The organism is Rhodococcus sp. YH1 (genome assembly GCF_009939605.1).
In the GTDB taxonomy this organism is placed as follows: Bacteria; Actinomycetota; Actinomycetes; order Mycobacteriales; family Mycobacteriaceae; genus Rhodococcus; species Rhodococcus aetherivorans.
Genome location: NZ_WVTE01000011.1, coordinates 44,010 through 66,431 on the forward strand (window position 1 = coordinate 44,010; position 22,422 = coordinate 66,431).

21 protein-coding genes are annotated in these 22,422 nt (G+C 68.2%); 17 read left to right on the plus strand and 4 right to left on the minus strand.

What is annotated here, in order from left to right; translation table 11 throughout:
• Positions 1 to 2 precede the first annotated feature (2 nt).
• From AIIKEEIJ_RS01315 to AIIKEEIJ_RS01345, 7 genes are all read left to right on the plus strand, one after another.
• Positions 3 to 1,190, plus strand: a complete 1,188-nt coding sequence (locus tag AIIKEEIJ_RS01315) for a thiolase C-terminal domain-containing protein (protein ID WP_003934399.1) — start codon at positions 3 to 5, stop codon at positions 1,188 to 1,190.
• Positions 1,187 to 1,675: an OB-fold domain-containing protein gene (locus AIIKEEIJ_RS01320; RefSeq protein ID WP_161994753.1), complete on the plus strand. Its 489-nt coding sequence runs from the start codon at positions 1,187 to 1,189 to the stop codon at positions 1,673 to 1,675. The genes AIIKEEIJ_RS01315 and AIIKEEIJ_RS01320 overlap by 4 nt, the downstream gene beginning before the upstream one ends.
• Positions 1,672 to 2,109 (plus strand): OB-fold domain-containing protein, encoded by a 438-nt coding sequence (locus AIIKEEIJ_RS01325; RefSeq protein ID WP_161994754.1) that lies wholly within the window; start codon positions 1,672 to 1,674, stop codon positions 2,107 to 2,109. The genes AIIKEEIJ_RS01320 and AIIKEEIJ_RS01325 overlap by 4 nt, the downstream gene beginning before the upstream one ends.
• Entirely contained in the window at positions 2,106 to 3,248 is a 1,143-nt protein-coding gene (locus tag AIIKEEIJ_RS01330; RefSeq protein ID WP_161994755.1) for a thiolase C-terminal domain-containing protein, read from the plus strand. Before AIIKEEIJ_RS01325 ends, AIIKEEIJ_RS01330 begins: the two co-directional genes overlap by 4 nt.
• Positions 3,249 to 3,291: 43 nt before the next feature.
• On the plus strand, positions 3,292 to 4,581 hold the full coding sequence (locus AIIKEEIJ_RS01335; RefSeq protein ID WP_161994756.1) for an acyl-CoA dehydrogenase family protein: 1,290 nt from the start codon (positions 3,292 to 3,294) through the stop codon (positions 4,579 to 4,581).
• Positions 4,581 to 5,705 (plus strand): phosphotransferase, encoded by a 1,125-nt coding sequence (locus AIIKEEIJ_RS01340; protein WP_161994757.1) that lies wholly within the window; start codon positions 4,581 to 4,583, stop codon positions 5,703 to 5,705. Before AIIKEEIJ_RS01335 ends, AIIKEEIJ_RS01340 begins: the two co-directional genes overlap by 1 nt.
• 89 nt (positions 5,706 to 5,794) lie before the next feature.
• Complete coding sequence (locus AIIKEEIJ_RS01345) at positions 5,795 to 6,664, plus strand: TIGR03619 family F420-dependent LLM class oxidoreductase (protein ID WP_161994758.1); 870 nt, start codon at positions 5,795 to 5,797, stop codon at positions 6,662 to 6,664.
• A gap of 12 nt (positions 6,665 to 6,676) precedes the next feature.
• Here AIIKEEIJ_RS01345 and AIIKEEIJ_RS01350 read toward each other — a convergent pair whose 3' ends face one another.
• From AIIKEEIJ_RS01350 to AIIKEEIJ_RS01365, 4 genes are all read right to left on the minus strand, one after another.
• Complete coding sequence (locus tag AIIKEEIJ_RS01350) at positions 6,677 to 7,393, minus strand: SDR family NAD(P)-dependent oxidoreductase (RefSeq protein WP_161994759.1); 717 nt, start codon at positions 7,391 to 7,393, stop codon at positions 6,677 to 6,679.
• 51 nt (positions 7,394 to 7,444) lie between these two features.
• Positions 7,445 to 8,341 (minus strand): enoyl-CoA hydratase, encoded by an 897-nt coding sequence (locus tag AIIKEEIJ_RS01355; RefSeq protein ID WP_161994760.1) that lies wholly within the window; start codon positions 8,339 to 8,341, stop codon positions 7,445 to 7,447.
• Between the two features lie 141 nt (positions 8,342 to 8,482).
• Entirely contained in the window at positions 8,483 to 9,598 is a 1,116-nt protein-coding gene (locus AIIKEEIJ_RS01360; RefSeq protein WP_161994761.1) for an MFS transporter, read from the minus strand.
• A gap of 249 nt (positions 9,599 to 9,847) precedes the next feature.
• Positions 9,848 to 10,636 (minus strand): GntR family transcriptional regulator, encoded by a 789-nt coding sequence (locus tag AIIKEEIJ_RS01365; protein ID WP_161994762.1) that lies wholly within the window; start codon positions 10,634 to 10,636, stop codon positions 9,848 to 9,850.
• A 126-nt stretch (positions 10,637 to 10,762) separates the two neighbouring features.
• Between AIIKEEIJ_RS01365 and AIIKEEIJ_RS01370 the strand changes: the two genes are divergently transcribed.
• The 10 genes from AIIKEEIJ_RS01370 to AIIKEEIJ_RS01415 all read left to right on the plus strand — a co-directional run bounded on the left by AIIKEEIJ_RS01370 (position 10,763) and on the right by AIIKEEIJ_RS01415 (position 22,339).
• Complete coding sequence (locus AIIKEEIJ_RS01370) at positions 10,763 to 11,569, plus strand: SDR family oxidoreductase (protein WP_202916408.1); 807 nt, start codon at positions 10,763 to 10,765, stop codon at positions 11,567 to 11,569.
• Positions 11,570 to 11,818: 249 nt separating this feature from the next.
• Entirely contained in the window at positions 11,819 to 13,036 is a 1,218-nt protein-coding gene (locus AIIKEEIJ_RS01375) for a CaiB/BaiF CoA transferase family protein (RefSeq protein ID WP_029546412.1), read from the plus strand.
• Positions 13,033 to 14,094 (plus strand): LLM class flavin-dependent oxidoreductase, encoded by a 1,062-nt coding sequence (locus AIIKEEIJ_RS01380; protein WP_338020889.1) that lies wholly within the window; start codon positions 13,033 to 13,035, stop codon positions 14,092 to 14,094. Before AIIKEEIJ_RS01375 ends, AIIKEEIJ_RS01380 begins: the two co-directional genes overlap by 4 nt.
• A gap of 144 nt (positions 14,095 to 14,238) precedes the next feature.
• The gene (locus tag AIIKEEIJ_RS01385; protein ID WP_029546410.1) at positions 14,239 to 15,414 is read left to right on the plus strand and encodes an amidohydrolase family protein; all 1,176 of its coding nucleotides are present in this window, start codon (positions 14,239 to 14,241) and stop codon (positions 15,412 to 15,414) included.
• 64 nt (positions 15,415 to 15,478) lie between these two features.
• A complete protein-coding gene (locus tag AIIKEEIJ_RS01390; RefSeq protein ID WP_161994763.1) occupies positions 15,479 to 16,723 on the plus strand; it encodes an acyl-CoA dehydrogenase family protein in 1,245 nt (414 codons plus the stop codon).
• Between the two features lie 81 nt (positions 16,724 to 16,804).
• Positions 16,805 to 17,866 carry an extracellular solute-binding protein gene (locus tag AIIKEEIJ_RS01395; protein WP_161994764.1) on the plus strand — a complete coding sequence of 354 codons (1,062 nt, stop codon included), beginning with the start codon at positions 16,805 to 16,807 and terminating at the stop codon, positions 17,864 to 17,866.
• Positions 17,867 to 17,909: 43 nt separating this feature from the next.
• On the plus strand, positions 17,910 to 18,191 hold the full coding sequence (locus AIIKEEIJ_RS01400) for a hypothetical protein (protein WP_161994765.1): 282 nt from the start codon (positions 17,910 to 17,912) through the stop codon (positions 18,189 to 18,191).
• Between the two features lie 40 nt (positions 18,192 to 18,231).
• Positions 18,232 to 19,404, plus strand: coding sequence for an acyl-CoA dehydrogenase family protein (locus AIIKEEIJ_RS01405; protein WP_006939831.1), 1,173 nt, complete (start codon positions 18,232 to 18,234; stop codon positions 19,402 to 19,404).
• A gap of 29 nt (positions 19,405 to 19,433) precedes the next feature.
• Positions 19,434 to 20,600, plus strand: coding sequence for an ABC transporter ATP-binding protein (locus AIIKEEIJ_RS01410; protein ID WP_161994766.1), 1,167 nt, complete (start codon positions 19,434 to 19,436; stop codon positions 20,598 to 20,600).
• Positions 20,601 to 20,605: 5 nt separating this feature from the next.
• Positions 20,606 to 22,339, plus strand: a complete 1,734-nt coding sequence (locus tag AIIKEEIJ_RS01415; RefSeq protein ID WP_029546405.1) for an ABC transporter permease — start codon at positions 20,606 to 20,608, stop codon at positions 22,337 to 22,339.
• Positions 22,340 to 22,422 lie beyond the last annotated feature (83 nt).

Sequence of the window (22,422 nt, forward strand, 5' to 3'; positions counted from 1 at the left end):
CTATGTCCACCGACCCCACCTGGCGCAGGGATGCCTGCGCGATCGCCGGCATCGGCACGACGGAGTACTCCCGCGACTCCGGTGTGTCGGTCACCGCTCTGGCCGTCGAGGCCGCATCGAACGCCCTCGCTGATGCCGGACTGACTCCGGCCGATGTCGACGGCATCGTCCGCAACGACATGGACCTGGTCTCGTGTGCGGCCCTGGCCGACGGACTGGGCGTTCCGAACCTGACCTACTGGGGCGAGGCCGGCCCGGGCGGCTCCGGACCGGCCGCGATGGTCGCGCAGGCCGTCGCCGCGATCATGAGCGGGCAGGCGACCACCGTCGTGGTCTTCCGCTCCCTCAACGGCCGCTCCGGCCGCCGCTTCGGTCTCTCCCCGGTCGCCACCCCCGAGGTCGGGGGCAACGAGACGTTCGAGGAGTTCTTCGGCCCCTACGGCCTGCTGTCATCGGGCCAGTACTTCGCCCTCGTCGCGCAGCGCTACATGACCGAGACCGGCCTCACCGCCGAGCAACTTGCGCAGATCGCCCTGGTGACCCGCCGCCGTGCCAACGCCAATCCGGCTGCACAGATGTACGAGCGCACCATGACACTCGACGACTACTTCGACTCACGCATGCTGTCGTCACCGCTGCGTCTGTACGACTACTGCCTCGAAACCGATGGTGCCGCCGCGGTCGTCGTCACCACCACCGAACGAGCCGAGGACCTGAGGCAGACACCGGCCCTGATCCGATCGGTCGCGATGTCCACATGTCCGCACCCACAGCCGGGCCTCATGTACCCGACGCTCATGCGTGAGGACATCACCGCCCTGCCGTCGCGGGTGTGTCAGGAGACGCTGTACTCGCGGGCCGGGCTCGGACCGGCCGACGTCGACGTCGCACAGATCTACGACTGCTATTCGATCACGGCGCTGATTCAGCTCGAGGACTACGGCTTCTGCAAGCGCGGGGACACCGGCGATTTCCTTGCCGACGGACAGATCGACCTCGGGGGGTCGATCCCGATCAATACGAGTGGAGGACACATGTCCGAGGGATACATCCACGGAATGAACCACGTCGTGGAGGGAGTGCGGCAGATCCGCGGCACCTCCACCAGCCAGGTCGAGGGAGCCCGGGTCTCCCTCGTCACCTCCGCGCCGCCGCCGGCGGCCAGCGCGCTGATCCTGGTGTCGGCATGAGTGCCGGCGGCACCGCCGTACCGGCGGACACCACGCGGGACCGGCTGCGCCCCCTCGTCACCGAGCGCGGCAGCAAGGGCTTCTTCGACGCCGCCGCGGACGGAGAGCTCGCGATCCTCACCTGTGAGGACTGCGGCCGCCGCATACACCTGCCCCGGCCGCGTTGTGTGTACTGCGCGAGCACGTCGGTGCGCTGGAAGCCGGTCGCCCGCACAGGCACCGTCTATGCCCACACGGTCGTCGAGCATCAGGTCCATCCGCTGTTTCCGGTGCCGTACACGGTGATCGTCGTCGACGTCGACGGTGAGGCGGACGGGGTTCGGCTGATCGGCAACCTGCCCGGCCGCATCGACGTCGCGGCCGGTACCCCCGTGCGTAGTGCGTTCGAGGACCTCGGCACCGACGCGGCGGGCAACCCTGTGGTGCTGCCGGTGTGGGAGATCGACACCGAACGCACGGCCGCTACGGATGGAGCCGGCCGATGAGCGCCTCCACCGCAACGTGGCGCCCCATCGACCCGGAGTTGTTCGTCGGCGGCGACGCCGGGGCCGCGCTGCGGGGCGCCCGCTGCCCGTCCTGCGGCACGGTCACCTTCCCGTACCAGAGCGGTTGCCCGCGGTGCGGCGCGAATGCGATGACGGATCTCGAACTGCCGCGCGAGGGCACCCTGTGGTCCTACACCGTGCAGTCCTTCCCGCCGAAACACCCGTTCGTGTGCGTCGAGCCGTTCGAGCCGTTCGGCGTGGGCTATGTCGACCTCGGTGACGTGATCGTCGAGTCCCGACTGACCGTCGCCGATGCGGGTGCGTTGCGAATCGACATGCCGATGCGGCTGACCACGATCGTCAACCACGTGGACGAGGACGGCACCGAGATCGTCACGTTCGCGTTCGCCCCGAGCAGTGAGGAGCAGCGATGAAGGTCGCGATCGTGGGTGTCGGCATCCACAGGTTCGGTCGCACGGAGGGTGTCAGCGGGCTCGAACAGGGCGCGCATGCGGCACGGCAGGCCCTGGCCGATGCCGGCGTCGAGTTCAGGGATATCCAGTTCGCGTACGGGGGCAGCGATTCGGCCGGCAACGCCGATACACTCGTCTCCGCTCTGGGCCTGACCGGGCTGCCGTTCGTCAACGTCAAGAACGGCTGCGCGACCGGGGGCAGTGCCCTGACCTCCGCGGTCAGCCGGATCCGTTCCGGCGAGTCCGATCTGGGGCTGGTCGTCGGGTTCGACAAGCACCCGCGTGGCGCGTTCAATGCCCGCCCCGAGGACAACGGGATCGGCCGCTGGTACGGCGAGAGCGGCATGATGGTCACCACCCAGTTCTTCGCAATGAAGATCCAGCGTTACCTCGTCGAGCACAACCTGCCCAGGTCGCTGCTCGCGACGGTCGCCGCCAAGGCCTTCCGCAACGGTGCACTCGCGCCGCACGCGTGGCGCCGCACACCGTTGACGGAGGAGCAGATCGCCGGCTCCACGATGGTCAACGACCCGCTCACGCAGTACATGTTCTGCTCACCGGCCGAGGGAGGGGTGGCCCTCGTCCTCGCCCGTGCGGACCGGGCCCACGAATACACCGATACCCCGGTGTTTCTCGGCGCTGCGGAACTGCGGTCCCGAGAGTTCGGCTCGTTCGAGGTGTTCAGCCCCTGGACGTCACCCGAGCGGACCGACGGGCCGACCGTCACCGCGTCCCGCGCGGCGTTCGAGGCCGCCGGCATCGAACCCGGGGACGTCGACGTCGCACAGATCCAGGACACCGAGGCCGGAGCCGAGATCATGCACCTCGCCGAGACGGGACTGTGCAAGCACGGCGAGCAGGAATCCCTCATCCGGTCCGGTGCCACCGAGATCGGAGGTTCGATCCCGGTCAACACCGACGGCGGCTGCCTGGCCAACGGCGAGCCGATCGGCGCGACCGGCCTGCGCCAGGTCTACGAGAACGTCGTACAGCTCCGCGGCGCGGCAGGGGACCGGCAGGTCCCGGGGGAGCCGAAGGTCGGCTTCACCCACGTGTACGGTGCGCCGGGTATCAGCGCCTGCACCGTCCTCACGCGCTGAGCGGCACATCCCGACTTCACCTTCCGAGTAGGAGACCACCGATATGGCATGGGATTTCGAAACCGACCCACAGTTCCAGGAGAAGCTGGACTGGGTGCAGCGATTCGTGGACGAGGAGGTTGCCCCGGTCGACCGCGTCGTTGAGCACGCATGGGATGTCACCGACCCCACCCGGAACAAGCTCATCCGGCCCCTGCAGGACGTCGTGCGCGGGCAGGGCCTGTGGGCATGCCACCTGGGTCCGAAGCTTGGCGGCCCGGGCTACGGGCAGGTCAAGCTCGCACTGCTCAACGAGATCCTCGGCGCGACCCACAGCGGCCCCGTGGTGTTCGGCTGCCAGGCACCGGACTCCGGCAACGCCGAGATCCTCGCGCACTACGGCACACCCGAACTCAAGGAGCGGTACCTCCGGCCCCTCATCGACGGCGACATCATGTCCTGCTACTCGATGACCGAACCGCAGGGCGGCTCGGATCCGACCAGCTTCGTCACCCGTGCCGTCCGGGATGGCGACCACTACGTCATCAACGGTGAGAAGTGGTTCTCCTCGCACGCCCGGTTCTCGTCGTTCCTGATCGTGATGGCCGTGACCGACCCCGCCGCCCCGCGGACGAAGCGCGCGTCGATGTTCGTCGTCCCCATGGACACCCCGGGCATCGAGATCATCCGCAACGTCGGGGTATGGGGACACAACGAGGCGGAGGGCACCCACGCCTACATCCGTTACACCGACGTGCGCGTGCCCGCCGACCACCTGCTCGGCAAGGAAGGCGAGGGCTTCGCCGTCGCGCAGACCCGCCTGGGCGGCGGACGCATCCATCACGCGATGCGCACCGTCGGGTTGGTCCGCGCCTCGCTCGACATGATGCTCGAGCGCGCGGTGTCTCGTGAGACGCGCGGCCGGAGCCTCGGCGACATGCAGTTGGTGCAGGACATGATCGCCGAGTCGTGGGCCGAACTCGAGCAGTTCCGCCTGCTCGTCCTGCGGACAGCCTGGAAGATCGACGAACTCGACGACTACAAGAAGGTCATCGCCGACATTTCCGCCGTGAAGATGGTGATGCCCAAGGTGCTCAACAACGTCGTGTCCCGGGCGATCCAGCTGCACGGATCGCTCGGCATCTCGAAGGAGATGCCGTTCGGCAAATGGCTGCTCGAGAGCTACCACATGGGCCTGGCCGACGGCGCCACCGAGCTGCACAAGCAGCAGATCGCCAAGCAGCTGCTGAAGAACGCCACGCCGGCCTCGGGCCTGTTCCCGACGACGCACCTGCCGGCGCTCGATGCGGCCGCCGAACTCAAGTTCGGCCTGCCCGCGGTGGGAGCCCAGTGATGAGGGGCTCGGTCGTGTCCGACGAGCAGCCCTCGGCCCCGAGCGTCGAGGAGCCACGCACGGAGGTCGCGCCGGTCCGCACGGGGGAGGACCTCGACTGGGCCGCGCTCGAGGCATACCTGCGGATGCACCTCGACGACCTCGACGGGGGGGAGTTCTCCGTCCTGCAGTTCCCGCGCGGCTCAGCGAATCTCACCTATCGTGTGGGCTTCGGCGACCGTCTCCTCGTCGTGCGCCGCCCGCCCTTCGGCCAGCTCGCTCGGGGCGCTCACGACATGACGCGTGAATATCGGGTCCTGTCCCGTCTGCACCGCGAGTACGACCGTGCCCCCCGGGCACTGTTGCACTGTGCGGACGAGAGTGTCGTCGGCGCCGAGTTCTTCGTCTCCGAGTACCGTGACGGCGTCGTGGTGTGGGATTCGGTGCCAGAGTCGATGTCCGGCGTCGACGATGCCGGCCGGAGGATCGGCTTCGCGGTGATCGATGCGCTCGCGGATCTGCATGCGGTCGATCCCGCCACATGCGACCTGGCCGGTCTCGGCCGGCCCGAGGGCTACCTGGAGCGGCAGGTGCATGGCTGGTCGGAACGGTGGAATGCCGTCGCCGAGTACGCCCCGGCCGAGACCGCGGCGCTCGTATCGGAGGTGTCCCGGCGGATCCGTGCGGCGATCCCGGCGAGCCAGCGGGCCGGGATCGTGCACAACGACTACAAGGTCGACAATTGCCAGTTCCCGCACGGCGACCCGGCTCGGGTCAAGTCGGTGTTCGACTGGGACATGGCCACGACTGGGGACGTGCTGGCCGACTTGGGCACGCTGCTCAACTACTGGCCGGACCGGACCGTGGATCCGGAGTCGGATGCGGCGTTCATCGTCGTACCCGGCATGCACGGCCTCGACCTGCCTTCGCGGGCGGAGGTGGTCGAGCGGTACTCGGCCGGTAGCGATCTGGACCTGTCGCGCGTCGACTGGTACGAGGCGTTCGGATGCTGGAAGACCGTGGTCATTCTGCAGCAGCTCTACGCACGGTTCGTACGCGGCGAGACCACCGACGCACGGATGGGTCAGCGCGGCGAATTCGTCGCGCCCCTCGCCCGTCGGGCGCTCGGTCTGCTCCCCGCCTGACCCAAGCCTCCGCACGCTCGTCCGCGCGGTGGCACCGGCCACCGCGCGGACGAATCGTCTCACCATCGATCACACGAAAGGCGAACTCCATGGCCTCCGTCGGACTGAGCGCATACGGGATGAACCCCACCGAACTCCTCGAACTGGCGACCTGCGCCGACGATCTGGGATTCGACGCACTGTGGCTGGGGGAGCACGTGCTCCATCCCGTCGCCTACTCCAGCAGCCACCCTTCTACGGGGACGGCGCAGCACCACACGGGGCCCATCGTCGATGTGTCGACGGAGCTGACGGATCCGTGGGCGGTGCACGCGGCCGTGGCCGCGACCACGAACCGCATCAAACTGGGCACGGCCGTGTATGTCGCTGCGCTGCGGCACCCGCTGCACACTGCGCGCACCACCATCACCGTGCAGGAACTCAGCGGTGGTCGCCTGCTCTTCGGGGTCGGTGCCGGTTGGCTCGAGGAGGAGTTTGCAGCGCTGGACGTGCCGTTCCGCAAACGCTTCTCGCGAACCGACGAGTGCGTGACCATCCTGAGGAAGGCGTGGTCGGGCAGGCCGTTCTCCCATGAGGGCGAGCACTATCGATTCGACGAGGTGCAACTGCATCCTCGCCCTGTGCATGTGCCCGTGATCCACGGCGGCAACGGACCGAAAGCACTCCATCGTGCGGCACGACTGGGGGACGGGTGGTTCTCCTCCGGCACGCCGAGCTTCGAGCAGGCGGTGGAGATGGTGACCGAGATCCGCAGGCTTCGGCACGAATTCGGTCGGACGGGCGAGTTCCCGTGCTACGTGCGTGTCGAGGCGGCGGACGCGGCGGACCTGCGGCGGTACCGCGACCACGGAATCGAGGACCTCGTGGTCTGGGCCGACTCGGTCTGGCAGGGCGACACGGTGGAAGAGCGGCGTGACTCCCTGGCCGCGGCCGCCGATCGTCTCGGTGTGAAATCGTGAAGGGTGTGAGAATCAGTTCGCGCCTGCAACATTCACGACCGGGATCGACGCGCCGCTGACCGCGCGCGAGGAATCACCGAGCAGGAAACCGATGACCTCGGCGATGTCGGTGGGGCGGGCCCAGGTGGAGCGGTCGGCCTCGGGCATCGCGGCGCGGTTGGCGGGGGTGTCGATCATGGCGGGCAGCAGGCCGTTCACCCGAATGTTGTCGTCGGCGTACTCCACTGCGAGTGCCTGGACCAGGGCGGAGACGGCAGCCTTGGAAGCGACGTAGGTGGCCGCGCCGGGGAAGGGCCGGACGGCGGCGGCGGAGCCGATGCAGACCACGGACCCACCGCCGTGGCGGATGAGTTCGGGCAGGGCGGCCTGGATGACGCGGTAGGCGATCTTGAGGTTGACCGAAAGCTGGGCGTCGAGGACCTCGAGGGGTGTTTCGTGGACCCGGCGGCCGGCAGCGAATCCGCCGACCAGGTTGACCACGCCGAACAGCGGCCGGTCCTCGTCCTTCGTCGCGCACTCCACGATCGCCTCGACGGCCTGCTCGTCGGACAGGTCGGCGCGGATCGTCTCGAGGTTCGGGTGCGGAGCGATGCGGTCGAGTTCGGCATCGACGTACCAGGGGACCACCAGTCGCCAGCCGGCGTCGAGGAGGTGGCCGGTGACCGCGGCGCCGAGGCCGCCGGTGCCGCCGGTGACGATCACGGTGCGGGCGGGGGACGTCTCTTTCATGGACAAGGCCTTTCGAGGTGCGAATGGGTCGTATCGGGATGGAAGGTGCGGTCAGGGCACGCGAGGGTCGGCGCGCCGGATCTCGGGGGCCGCACGCCAGTCGTCGAGCCCGTGCTCGACCGTGCCGATGCAGGTTTCACCACGGGTCAGCGCGGACCAGTGGGCGTGATTGAGCTGGTGCAGGGTGAAGCCCGCCTCGAGCGCGGACTGGAATCCGCCGGCGTCCTGGCTCTGGTTCACCGACTCCTTGATCAGCAGGGCTGCCATGGTGGGGATCCGGGCGATCCGGCGCGCGAATGCGAGAGTCGAGTCGGCGAGTTCGTTCTCGGGGAAGATCTTCGAAATCATGCCGAGGGCATGGGCATCGGCGGCATCGAGGCAGTCACCGGTCAGGAGAACTTCCTTGGTCTTGCGGTGACCGAACTCCCACGGATGGGCGAAATACTCGACGCCGCACATCCCCAACCGGGTGCCGACGACGTCCGCGAACGTGGTGTTCTCGGCTGCGACGATCAGATCGCAGCTCCACATCAACATGAGCGCCGCGGAGTACACGGCTCCGTGCACCTGCGCGATGGTGATCTTGCGGAGGTTACGCCATCGGCGGGTGTTCTCGAAGTAGTAGTGCCACTCCTGGTGGAGCCGCATCTCTATCTCGGAGTAGGTGGTTCCGTTGCAGGCGTAGGAGACGTGCTGGCCCGAGCCCGGAGCGCGCTCGCGCACGTCGTCCGAGGACCCGAGATCGTGCCCGGCCGAGAAGGACGGTCCGTGGCCCCCCAGGATGACCACGCGCACCGTGTCGTCGGCCTCGGCGCGTGCGTAGGCCTTGCCGAGTTCGACGAGCAGGCCCCGGTTCTGGGCGTTGCGCTGCTTCGGGCGGTCGAGCATGATGCGGACGATGCGACCCGCGTCGAGGGACTCGTAGGTCAGGTACTGGTAGTCGGTCATCACGGTCCTCACGGAGTCCGGCGCCGGCCGACGGTGTGTCCGCGCGCCCGACTAAATATTGCAATATTTGGTGTGGTTATCGATATGTACCGTATCCTTTGCTGTGGCGCAAGTCACCGGGTCGCTGTAAGGCTTTGCGGTTCAACGCTGCCGGCGGTGGTGAACGGGCAGTCGGCGCCGGCCGAGGGCCAGCACCCCCAACGCCAGCGCGACGGCGCCGGCGGCGGCGGCGAACGGAACGTGAGGGTTGAAGATCTCGCCCATCCAGCTTGCGGCCCACGGGGCGATCGCGCCGCCGCCGAAGCGCACGAAGCTGTACGCCGCGGCTGCGGTGCTCCCGTCCACCGGCGCGGCGTCCATGCCGATTTCGGTCACCAGGGTGTTGAGGACGCCCAGGAACAGGCCCGAGACGACAATGCATGCCACGACCGCCGGTCGGTTGCCGGTGAACACGGCCACGACTGCAAGGGTGAGGGCGAACAGGGCCAGGCCCAGGGCGGTCGCGCCGATCGCGCCGAGCGCGGTGCGCAACCGAGGCGCGACGGACACCGACGAGATCACCACGCACACGCCCCAGCCGCAGAAGACGAATCCGAGCGGGAGAGGATCGAGTTCGAGGACGAACGGCGCGTATGCGAACAGGGCGAAGAGGCCGAGGTGGTACAGCAGGGAGACGAGGGCGATCGACAGCAGGCCCGCGTGCCCGAGCGCCCGGAGCGGTGCGATGAGCGGGATCGGCCGGTCGGGCGTCGTGGCGGGCGGCAGCAGGACGACGAGCAGCGCGAAGGCCACGGCCATGAGTACGGAGGCGCCGAGGAAGGCGGCGCGCCAGGAGATCTGGCCGAGAAGTCCGCCGACGAGCGGGCCCGTCGCGATGCCGATGCCGACAGCGGACTCGTAGAAGACGATGACCCTCGGTGCACCGCCGGCCGCGGCACCGACGATCGCGGCCAACGCGGTCGCGACGAACAGCGCATTCCCCAGGCCCCATCCGGCACGGAAGCCGATGATCTGACCGAGGGTCCCCGACAGGCTCGCGCCCAGGGCGCACCCGGCGATGACGAACAGGCCGAACAACAGAGTCCTGCGGGTGCCGATGCGGCTGGAGACCGCGCCGGTCACGAGCATCGCGAGCCCCATCACGGCCATGTAGCCGGTGAACAGCAACGACACCTGTGACGGTGTGCCCCCGAGTTGCCCGGCCAGCGGGAGCAGGATCGGACTGACCACGCCGATGCCCATGAATGCGACGATCACGGCGAACGTGATCGCCCATACCGCACGCGGTTGCTTCGTCCGCCCCGGTACGACGGCCGGCGGGGGTGCGGGCGCTGCTGTGGACGATTCCGCCGGGACGGACGTCTCGTCGGTAGGCGTGGGAGGTGTGGTCGTCAAAGGGTCTCCGCTTTCGTTCGTCGCTCGACGGGACCCGGACGCGTTCGCAGCCCGTGCGTGCCCTAGGTGGCCGGCAAGCGCGGACTGAACGACGAGGAGCGGGCTAGCCGGTCAGAGCCACTCCACCCGCTCGTCGAGGATGCGCGGGTTCTGGCGGCTGATGCGGTCGATGACCTCGCGCATGTGTGCGCGGGTCAGAGTGCGGGCGAGTTCGGCGTTGCCGGCAGCGATGGCGTCGTGGATCTGGCGGTGCGGCTCGGTGAAGGCCTCCCGCTCCTTCTCGTTCCACTCCTCGGGGTGGGCGCCGAGCATCCGGTCGGTATACAGGTGGGCCAGGGCCGAACCGGTAAGGTCGAGGACGTAGTTGCCGGTCAGGTTCCGCAGCGCGCTGTGGAATCCGGTGGCGGTCTCGGTGACCTCTTCGTTCGACATGTCCGGTCTGAGATCGTGGGCGGCCAGGGGAGTGAGGTCGACGTCCTCTCCGGCGGCGATCCGATCGGCGAGCATTGCTGCGGCCAGCCCCTCCATCTCCAGGGCGGCCTCGGCGACTTCGCGGAACTGAATGCCGTTCGCCTGCAGATACATCGACAGCGTGTCGCCGAACTCGGAGCCCGAGGGCTCCGACACGATCGGGCCCCCGCCCAGGCCCTGCCGGACCGTCACCAGCCCCTGCGCCTCGAGCAGGCGCAGGCCCTCTCGCACCGACGCGCGGCCGACCCCGAACCGCTTGGCCATGTCGTTCTCGGACTCGAGCGCGGAACCTGGGCCGAGCCGGCGGTCGGCGATGTCCTTGGCGACCATGCGCGCGACCGTCCGCGAGACCTTCTCGTTCCGTGTCATCGCGATGGCGCGTCGGAGGGCCGCGGTTCCTGCGGGAGAACCCATGGTGTTGCGCGTCATTCGATGTCCTCGTCGGTTGTTCGGTCGGCGATCGGGATGGTGACGAGTATAGGGACCGAGACCCTCCCGACCGCGTCCTCCCTATTAACCATGCCAATATTTCGTATCTAATGCTATACCAAACTTATGACGCAGCACACAGTGGAACATTATCCGCAGCACTCCTACTCGCGGCACCAGTCACTGGCGGGGCAGAGTGCCCTGGTCACAGGTGGTAGCGAAGGCATAGGCCGCGGCATCGCGGAACGGTTGCTCGACGCCGGCGCGACGGTCGCGGTAGCCGCCCGTCGGTCGGAAATCCTCGACGAGGCGGTCGCGTCGCTGCGCGCTCGATGCGGCGACGAGTCGCGGGTCTCGGGCATCGTGGCCGACATCGCGGACGCCGACTCGGTGGCGGCGATGTTCGAACGGGTCGAGCGGGAGTTCGGATCGCTCAACATCCTGATTGCGAACGCCGGCAGCGGCACCGTGGCGCCGTTCCTCGAACTCACCGAGGAGCAGTGGCAGGCCTGTATCGATCTCAACCTCACCGGCACGTTCCGGTGCGTGCAGGCTGCGGCCCGCGCGATGGTCCCCCACGAGGGGACGAACCGCTCGATCGTCGTGGTCTCGTCGATCCGGGCGCTGGGAGTGCGGCCGAGCCTGGTGCCGTACGGCACCGCAAAGGCCGGTCTCAATCAGTTGGTACGAATGGCTGCGTTCGAGCTCGCTTCGACGGGTGTCCGGGTCAACGCGCTGTCCCCCGGTATCACGGCGACCCCGCTTACGCAGGAGCGCAATTCGCTCTTCGACGAACGTGCCGCCACTGTGCCCATGGGACGCGCCGGTACGCCGGCGGACATGGCGAGCGCGGCCCTGTACCTCGCCGGGCCGGAGTCCGCGTTCGTCACAGGGACGAACCTCGTCGTCGACGGCGGAGAGTCTCTGTACTGATTTCCCGCACCCGGTGGGTGTGCCGAGTCCCGGTCGCTGAACCGGCGACCTCCGTCGATGTGATGTACAACGCATAAAACCTTGCTATAGTTATGGTGTTTCCGCTCCCTCTCTGGAGCTGCTCCGCCGAATCCGTGCCCGCACGTCGCTGCGGCCGGCCGGAACCACCACCACGCGCAGCGCAACTGCCCCGTATGCCGAAAGCGGTGCAGCCGAATGCGACTGCGGTACGAACAAGGAGAACGCTCGATGACCAAGGTGATGAACGGAATCAAGGTCGTGGAGGTCGCGTTGTATGCGTTCGTCCCCTCGGCCGGCGCGATCCTGTCCGACTGGGGAGCCGACGTGATCAAGGTCGAGCACTCCGACTTCGGGGATCCGATGCGCACGACCGCGGCGTGGGGCGTGCCCGGCGACGTCGACGGCATGTCGGGTCTGTGGGAGATCAACAACCGTGGCAAGCGCGCCATCGCCCTCGACATCGCCACCCCGCAGGGTCGCGAGGTCCTCATGAAGCTGGTCGAGACGGCCGACGTCTTCTCCACCAACTTCCTGCCGGATGCGCGGACCAAGCTGGGTATCGACGTCGACGACATCATGGCGCGCAATCCGCGCATCGTCTACGCGCGCGGCACCGCCCAGGGGGTGGCCGGACCCGACTCCGAGAAGGGGGGATTCGACGGCATCACCTACTGGGCGCGCTCCGGTGCGGCGGGGTCGATCGCCCCCGGCGACCTCGAGTGGCCGGCCAACATGCCGGGCCCGGCCTTCGGCGACGTGCAGAGCGGCATGGCGCTCGCCGGCGGGATTGCGGCCGGACTGCTGCACCGCGAACGCACCGGGGAGGGCATCGTCGTCGACACGTCACTGTTCGCGGTCGGCGCGTGGGCGATGCAGGCGACCATCGCCGGCGCCCAGCTCGTCGGGGCCGCGGAACTGCCCTATCCGGACCGGTCCGCGCCGGTGAACCCGGTCTCGAACATCTACCGGACCAGCGACGGCCGGTACATCCATCTGGCGTTGTTGCAGAGCCAGAAGTACTGGCCCGGGCTGTGCGAGGCGATCGGCCGACCCGACCTGATCGACGACCCGCGTTACGCGACGTTCGAGGACCGCGCCCGCAACACTCGCGAGTGCACCGCCGAGCTCACCGAGGTGTTCCGGACCCGCACCCTCGCGGAGTGGACGGACATCCTCGGCAAGCAGGAGGGACAGTGGGACGTCTTCCGCAAGCCCCTCGACGTTCTGACGGACCCGCAGGCGATCGCGAACGAGTACGTCCGCACCGTCGAATACGAGGACGGACGCACGCTGGATCTCGTCACGGCGCCGATGCGATTCGGAAACGAGGCCCCGGTGCTCACCCGTGCTCCCCAGCACGGCGAGCACACCGAGGAAGTGCTGCTCGAGCACGGCCTCGACTGGGACCAGATCGTCCAGCTCAAGATCGACGGCGCCATCAAGTGAGCCGGATCCGGGATGCGGCAACGGGTGAGCGAGGCCGTCGCATCCGGGTCGGGCTGGGAGCGCTGACCGCCCAGACTGTCGGCGGGACCGCGGCGGAGTCGGGTCGGGCGCTGGACGCCCTCGTGCGGCATGCCGTGACCGCCGAGGAGTCCGGGTTCGACTCGGTCTGGCTCAGCGAGCACCACTTCGCAGAGGACGGTTACCTTCCCAGCCCGCTGGTGGTGATGGGTGCGCTCGCCCGCGAGACGACCGACGTCGATCTCGCGACGAACGTCGCGATCGGGCCGCTCTACAACCCGCTGCGGTTGGCCGAGGACGTCGCGGTCGTCGACCAGCTCAGCGGCGGGCGCGTGCTCCTGGGCCTCGGACTGGGTTATCGCCCGGAGGAATTCGCGGCGCTCGGCATCGATCGTTCGCGGCGTGCGCTGATCCTCGAGGGGACCGTCTGCACGCTACGTGCAGCCTGGTCGGGGGAGTCGGTCGTGCCGCCCGGACGGAGCGGACAGGCCGTCCAGGTCCGTCCGCTCCCTGCCCGGATCGGGGGTCCGCCGATCCTTTTGGGCGCGTTCGCGAGTCGGGGTGTGCGCCGCGCTGCACGTATCGCCGACGGTTGGATCGCGCCCGAGCTCGCGTCCGTCGCGCAGCTGGCCCGCCGGATCGGGACGCTCGAACTCGCAGACCCGGACCGGCCCTTCCACATCGCCCTGACGATGTGCGCGTTCACCGCGGCTTCGGGGGCGTGGGAGACGGTGGCGGCCGGGCATTCCCTTGTCGGCGACCGGTACCGGCGCTGGATGGCGCAGGCCGGGGACGGCGCCGTCCCGGACGGACCGGGCACGAACGTGCCCGTCTCGACGCGGCCGGACCATGTCGTGGCCGGCACGCCCGAAGAGTGTGTCGACCAACTGCGTCCGTGGTGGGAACTGCTGAGGGCGCTGCCGCAGACGGTGAGCGCGCACGTGACGGTGCGTGTGGTGTTCCCCGGAGTTGACGATGCAGCGACCCGCGAGTCGATCCGGCTGCTGGGAACGGACGTATTCCCGGCTCTGGCCGAGTGACTCGGCCCTCGTGACGCGGAACGCTTCCGGGTATGGACTGTGATCTAAATCTCCGTTAATATTCGCATGTTCCTAATAGTAAGGGCATGCAATCCGCCGAGCGGATCTTCCGTTCGGACTCCATCCGATTCTCAGGAGGATTACGTGTACGACCTTCGCGATATCAAGATCATCGACACCGACACCCATGTCGTCGAGCCCCCGGACCTGTGGACATCGCGGATGTCGACCAAGAAGTGGGGCGATCTGGTGCCGCACGTGCGCTGGGACGATCACCGCGGTGACCAGGCGTGGTTCGTTGCCGGCAAGCGCATGAGCGCGGTCGGTTCGCCGGCGATGGCCGGCTGGCACGAGTACCCGCCGAGCTGCCCGCCGCGATTCGAGGACACCGACCCGCGCTCGTGGGATCCGGCCAAGCGCCTGACGATCATGGACGACTACGGCATCCACGCGCAGATCCTCTACCCCAACGTCGCGGTGTTCAGCTCCAAGACGCTGCAGTCCAACGGTGACAACGAGTTGCAGATCGCGTGCATCAAGGCCTACAACGACTACCTGAGCGAGTGGGCGCAATTCGCTCCAGGGCGGTACATTCCGGTCGGCATTCTGCCTTTCTGGGACATGGAGGCCACGCTCGCCGAGGTCGAGCGCGTCGCCGCGGCGGGTCACAAGGGGCTCGTCTTCACGCAGAATCCGGCGGCATTCGGTCTGCCGATGCTCACCGACCCGTACTGGGACCGCCTGTGGGCTTCGGCGCAGGAGAAGAAGCTGCCGATCAACTTCCACATCGCGTCCGGCGAGGTCGACCTCAGCGGCTTCGGCCACGAGAGCAACGGCGTGCACGCCAACTACGCGATGATGGGCATCTCGTTCTTCATGGACAACGCCCGCACCATCTCTCAGCTCATCTGCGGCGGCATCTGCGATCGATTCCCCGACCTGAAGTTCGTCTCGGTCGAGTCGGGCATCGGCTGGATCCCGTTCGCGCTCGAGGGCCTGGACTGGCAGTGGAAGAACTCGGGTGTGCACAAGGAGCACCCGGAGTACGAACTGCTCCCCAGCGAGTACTTCAAGCGGCAGATCTACGGCTGCTTCTGGTTCGAGCAGGACTCGGCCCGCAGCGCGATCGAGCAGCTCGGCGCCGACAACGTCCTGTACGAAACCGATTACCCGCACCCGACGTCGATGTCGCCCGGTCCGGCCTCCGATGCGCTGGCTCCCGACGAGTACCTGCGTCGCAACTTCGCACACCTGTCCGAGGCGGACGCCCGGAAGATCCTGCACGACAACGCCGCCGCGCTGTACAACCTGGACTCCTGAGTCCGCAGCCCCGCCGCTACCCCGTCTGCCGCGCATTCGCACGGCCCAGCACTGTGGAGGAAAGATGTCCCTCTCGGAGTTCGAGTCCCGCGCCCGCGCGTGGGTCGTCGAGAACGTCGCCCGACTCGGGTTCGACCGGGTCGACGACCCTTACGACGTGGCCGTGTTCCACGATCTCGGATTCGACGAGGAGAAGGCACTACTCGATCAGCACCGCGTGTGGCAGAAGGTCAAGCTCGAAGCCGGCTACGGCGCTCTCGACTGGCCAAAGGAGTTCGGTGGCGCAGGTCTCGGCGCCGATGTCGCAGAGGCGTTCTCCCGTATCGAGAACGATCACTGTCCTTTGCGACCGCACGAATTATTCTCCGTGACAATGCATCTGATCGCTCCTACTATTCGGCTCCTCGGAACGGAGGGGCAGAAGCGCGAGTTCCTGCCTGCGATGCTGCGAGGCGACCTGCTTGCGTGCCAGCTCTTCTCCGAGCCCGATGCCGGATCCGATCTGGCGAACCTGGGTACCCGAGCCGTGCGCGACGGCGACGACTGGGTGATCACCGGACAGAAGGTGTGGACTTCGGGCGCACAGTTCGCCGACTGGGGTGAACTCATCGCGCGCACCGACCCGGACCAGCCCAAGCATGCGGGCATGACGGCGTTTCTGATTCCGCTGGACGCCCCGGGTGTCGAGATCCGCCCGATCCGGCAGATGTCCGGTGGCAGCAGCTTCAATGAGGTCTTCCTCGACCGGGTGCGCATCCCCGATTCGCTGCGCCTGGGTGGAATCGGCAAGGGCTGGTCCGTCGCGCTGACCACGCTGGCGTTCGAGCGGGAGGGCGGGTCCAACTCGGCGAACGTCGGCGGGCAGTTCGACCAGCTCCTCGCCACCGCCCGCACTCTCGGCCGCGACACCGATCCGCGGGTGCGCGAGCTACTCGCGCGGGTCTACCTGCGGCAGAAGCTCGCCCAGGTCGACATGCTGCGAGATCGTCAGGCCCGGGAGGCCGACGCCGCCCCGACGGCGGTCGGGTCGGTGCGCAAGATCCAGTGGGTCGACAAGCTCGCCGCGGTCTCCGAGGCTGCGCGCATCATCCTCGGACGTGATCTCGTCGCGGACACCGGCGTGCCGGGCACGTTCGGCTGGAACGCGCACGTGCTCGGCGCGCCCGGGTACAGCATCGCCGGTGGCTCCGACGAGATCCAGCGCAACATCGTTGCCGAGCGACTGCTCGGACTGCCGGCGGAAGTTCGAGTCGACCGCGGAGTGACCTGGCGGGAAGCGCGCGCCCGTGCCGCCGCCGCGACCGCCTGAGCCGACCCTCGACGCCACGATCCGAACATCACCCTTGTGTACTAGTCCTCGAGTACTGCTCTTCACGAAAGGCCGTGTTCCATGAGAATCTCGACGCTGCGCCGCACGATCGCCGGACTGGGGGTCGCCGCGCTGACGTTCACCGCGGTCGCCTGCGGTTCCGGCACCACCACCGAGGTCGCCGCAGAGGACCTGGGCCCGCAGGGGGATGCCGCGTGGCAGGAGGTGATCGAGGCGGCCAAGCAGGAGGGCTCGGTGACGTACTACACCGGGCAGGCGACCGACAATCTCGAGAACCTCGCCAACCGCTTCGAGTCGGCATACGGGATCACGGTCGACATCGTCCGCGACAACGACGCGAATCTGCAGACCAAACTGGCCGCGGAGGCCTCGACCGGCCGGCAGGTCGCCGATGTCGTCGCCTCGGCGGCCCGCCCGTGGGTCGACGAGCGTATCGCCGAGGGCTACTACGCCCCGGTCACCGGCCCGGCGTTCGACGCAGCCGAGTTCGACAGTGAGAAGTTCATGATCGGCGACACGATCTTCACCTCGTCGGCGGCCGTGCTCACCTACGGCTGGAATACCGACCGGGTCCCCGACGGCCTCGACAGCTACGAGGATCTGCTCGCTCCGGAACTGGCCGGCGGCAAGATCGGCGTCATCCTGCCGGTGTCCGCAGCGATCGTCGACTTCTACGACTACCTCGCCGATACGGTCTCTCCGGACTTCGTCGAGAAGCTCGCCGCGCAGCAGCCGCGCACCTATCCGGGTGCGCAGGCAATGGGCCAGGCCCTGACCTCGGGTGAACTCGCCGCCACCGTGTACACCGTCCCGCTGACCACCGAGAAGGCGGCCGGCGCCCCGGTCGAGTCGGCAATGCCGAACACGGTGTTCGGTGCGGCCTTCTACACCGGGGTCACCGCCACCGCTCCGCATCCCAACGCGGCGCAACTGTTCGCGAATTTCCTGGTGACCAAGGCGGGCCAGGAGGCGATCGCCAACCGGGCCGGCGCGGTCCTGCCCGACGTCTCGACGGCGGCGACTCCGGCAGAGAACATCTGGGTCAACTCGCGGAGCGTCACCGCCGCCGATGTGGAGGCCTTCCGCGCCCAGTTCGAGCGATTGTTCGGCGCTTCCCAGTAACCCCACCGGGTCCGGCACGGATCCGACACGAGAGGAATTCCCGATGAACGTCGGTGAACGATTGAAGAGCGCGGTGTGTACCGCAGAGGTGATCGTCGTCCGCATCGACGACGGCGCGACCGGACCGCTCCTCTGCGGCGGCGAGCCGATGAGCGAGGATGCGTCACCGGCCGCACCCGTGCAGGGCGGCGACCTCGTCATGGGCAAGCGCTACGCCGGCGGCGGTGTCGAAGTCGTCGTAGTACGCGGCGGCGCCGGACCGCTCGCCGTCGGTGGCGAGGTTCTCAGCCAGAAGCAGGCAAAGCCCCTCCCGTCCTCGGACTGACCGGGCACCCGGCGCTCCCTCATCCACGAAAGGCGACAGCATGATTCTCGGAACCTCGGCCGCGGCAGAGGACACCGCGTTGCTCACCGACACCATCCGCTCGGTGATCCGTCGGACGGACCCGGTCGACGGACGCGCGGAGCGCGTATACCGCGACGGTCCGGTCGATCGTGACCTGTGGGCCGTGCTGGGCACCGAGATCGGCGTGGGTGCACTCGCCGTTCCGGAGGCCGCCGGTGGTCTCGGCGCGTCGTTCGCCGACGTCGCCGCCGTCCTCGAGCTGCTCGGTGCGGAACTGTGCAGGGTCCCGGTCCTCAGCGGCGTCGTTGCCGCCGCGGCGTTGTCGCGCTGCGACGGCGCGCCGCGTGCCGCGGAGCTGCTCGCCGGCATCGCGACGGGGGAGACCGTCGTCGCCACGGTCGTCACCGCACCGGGTACGGACCCCGGATTTCGGGCCGAACACGTGGGTGACGACGTGTTCGTGACGGGCCGAGCCGGTTTCGTCGTGGATGGCGACGTCGCCGACACCGTGCTGCTGCCCGCCGTCGACGAATCCGGGACGGTGGGCCTCTACGCCGTCGACGCAGCCGTGCTCACGTCCGAGCGGATGGACACTACCGATGCGACCCGGATCCTGTCCCGGGTTCGTGCCGAGGCCGCCCCGGCGACCGTCCTCGCGGAGCGCGCTCCACTCGGGTGGATCCACGACAGGGCGGTCGTGGCCCTCGCGTGCGAGAGCCTGGGCGTCGCGCGTACCTGCCTGGCCAATGCCGTCGACTACGCCGGCCGACGCGTCCAGTTCGGCCGCGTCATCGGCGGATTCCAGGCGATCAAGCACATGCTCGCCGAGGTCTCCGTGGCCGTCGAACTCGCCGAGTCCGCCGTTGCCCACGCCGTGTGGGCCGTCGTGGAGGGGAGCGACGACGATCTGGCCGAGGCCGCTGCGATCGCAGCCCTCGCCTGCGGGGACGCCGCACGCCTCGCCGTCGAGAAGAACGTCCAGGTGCACGGCGGCATCGGCTTCACCTGGGAACACACCGCACACCTGTACTACCGCCGTGCTCTGACTTCCGGCGTCCTGTGGGGGAGCGGTGACGATCATGCCCAGCGCCTCTATGCTCTGGCCGCGGCAGGCGCCGCGACAAGCAGCGAGGCATCCACCGATCCGAGGCAGGAGCCGGCATCCGCCGTGCTCTCCTCCACCGAGTCCTGAACCCCGCTCGTTCAGAAAGCGAGTACACCGTGTCCCACGTCTCCGTACGCCAGCTGCTCAAGAACTTCGACGGAAAACCACCCACCGTCGCCGTCGACCACCTCGACCTCGAGATCGAGGACGGCGAATTCCTCGTGCTGCTCGGCCCGTCGGGCTGCGGCAAGACCACGACGCTCCGCTGCCTCGCGGGCCTCGAACAGCCGGCCGGAGGCTCCATCACCCTCGGCGACCAGGTGGTGTTCGACCGGCAGCGCGGCATCAACCTCACCCCGGACAAGCGGTTCATCGGAATGGTGTTCCAGTCCTACGCTCTGTGGCCGCACATGACTGTGCGCAAGAACATCGCCTATCCGCTCAAGTCCCGCAAGCTCACCGACGCTCTCGCGAGCGGGCGCGTCGAGGAGACCGCGGCGCTGGTGGACTGCGAGCGGTTGCTCGACCGTCTCCCCGCCGAGCTGTCCGGCGGTCAGCAGCAGCGCGTGGCTCTGGCCCGCGGCCTGGTCTCCCACCCTGACCTGGTGCTGTTCGACGAGCCGCTGAGCAACCTCGACGCCCGCCTGCGCGACCAGGTGCGCGCGGAGCTCCACGACCTGCACCAGCGCAAGCCGTTCACCGCGGTGTTCGTCACGCACGACCAGAGCGAAGCCCTCGCTCTGGGAACCCGGATGGCGATCATGAGGTCGGGCAGCATCGTCCAGATGGGCCCGCCCCGCGAGGTCTTCGAGGAGCCGGTCGACGAGTACGTCGCGGGTTTCACCGGCATGTCGAACCGGGTCCCGTGCGAGTACGTCGACGGCCGCTGGTACGCGTTGGGCACCGAGATCCACGGCATGCAGCCGCGTGCGGCCGCGTCGGTCGGCTCGTTCGTGGTGCGCCTGCGCCCCGAAAAGGTACGCCTGGTCCCGGACGTGGCGGACCTGCAGCCCGGCGAGGCGGGCATGGTCGTCAACGTCGACGACGTCGAGTACGGTGGCCTGCACCTGGACGTCATGCTCTCGGTCGCGGTCGAGGGCTCCCCACGCCGCCAGTTGCACGCCCGCGTCGCGACGTTCGATTCGTTCCGCGCACCGCGGCTGATCGAACGCGATGCGCGGATGGTTCTCGCCTTCGACCCGATCGACGGGCGCACCTTCGACACCGACGGCAGGGCGCTGCCGATGGATCAGCAGGCGCTCGTCAGCGCCCTGGTGGGGTGAGGGCGATGGCGATTCTGACACTGCCACGGACCGAGGAGCACGAGTCCGTCACAACCGCCCCGAACGGCATGCGGAATACGGCGGTGCGCGCCGGGGCACGCCGAATGGGTGTCGTCGCGTTCACTGCGTTGCTCGCCTACCTGGTCGTCCTCCCGATCGTGCGCCTGCAACTGACCGCGTTCGAGGACGGCGCTGCCGGTTACTCGCGGGCATTCGGATTGTCGCGTATCGGTCAGATCCTCTGGTACACGCTCGGATTGGCGATCGGATCACTGGCCATCGCGATGGTGCTGGGAACCGCTCTGGCGTGGGCGGCCAGCCGCCTGCCCCGCCGATTCGCGTTCCTCGAAGTCCTGCCGATTCTGCCCATCGTCATTCCGGCTGTCGCCTCGATCGTCGGCTGGGCGTTTCTGCTGTCGCCGCGGCCCGGCTACCTCAACGCCATGCTGCGGAATCTGCCGTGGTGGTCGCACCTCGAGGAAGGCCCGGTCGACATCTACTCGATCGAGTGGATCGTCATCATCACCGGCTTCTCGCTGAGTTCGTTCGTCTTCATGTTCGTCCGCTCCGGATTCGAGAACATCAACTCCGAGATGATCGAGGCCGCACAGGTTTCCGGCATGCCGGAATGGAAGGTCTTTTTCAGGATCACCCTGCCGCTGCTGCGCCCGACCCTCATCTACGGCTCCGGTGTCGCGCTGCTGCTCGGTCTCGGCCAGTTCACCGGACCACTGCTTCTGGGCACCAACTCCGGCGTCAGCGTGCTCACGACCGAGATGTACTTCCAGATCAGTGACAGTCCCGCGCAGTTCGCGACCGCCGCAGCGCTCGGCTCACCGCTGCTCGTCGTCGGTGTCGTCGTGGTGTTCGCGCAGAAGGCGATGCTCGGAAATCAGCGTCGGTTCGTCACGCACGGCGGCAAGGCGTTCAAATCACAGGGTCGGCCCTCCAAGGCCGGCGTCGCGGTGATCCTGGTGTTCTCGCTGCTGTCGACGATCCTGCCGCTGCTCGCCCTGGTGTTCGTCGCGCTGTCCCGATACTGGCGCGGCACCATCGACTTCTCGACCCTGACGTTCGACAACTTCCGCACGATCTTCTCCGGCACGGCCGTGCCGGCCGCGGTCGGCAACAGCTTGATGTTCTCGTTCGCGGCCATGGCGATCGTGCTGCCGCTCGGCTTCGTCGCGGCCGGCCTGATCGTGCGCGGCCAGCGCTACCCGGCCCTTCGCCTCCTCGTCGACGTTCTGGTATCGATGCCGCTCGGAGTTCCAGCCGTGATCTTCGGCGCAGCGTTCCTGCTGACCTACACCACCGGTCCGATCATCCTGTACGGCACGCCGTGGGTCGTGATTCTGGTGTACGTCACGCTCATGCTGCCGTTCGCGACCCGCATGCAGCTGTCGTCGATGCTCGCGCTCGGCGACAGCTACCTCGAAGCGTCCCGCGTCAGCGGCGCGGGCTTCGTCACCACGAACGTGAAGATCCTGCTGCCGCTCATGCGCGGCAGCTTGGGCGGCACCGCGGCACTGCTGTTCGTGCTGCTCACCCACGAGTTCACGGCGTCGCTGCTCGTGCGCGCGTCCCGGACCCAGGTCATGGGCACCATCCTGTTCGAGTACTGGTCCAACGGCGGGTACCCGCTGGTGGCCGCCGTGGCCCTCGTGATGACGGGCGTGACCGCCGTGGGTGTCACTGCGGCGATGCTCGCCGGCGGCGCGGACGCGATGAGCAAGATGTGACATGTTCCCGGACCGCCCGGCCGACCACGTGTCGGCCGGGCGGTCGTGCGTTCTGCCCGATTGTGCGGTGCCGACACACAACG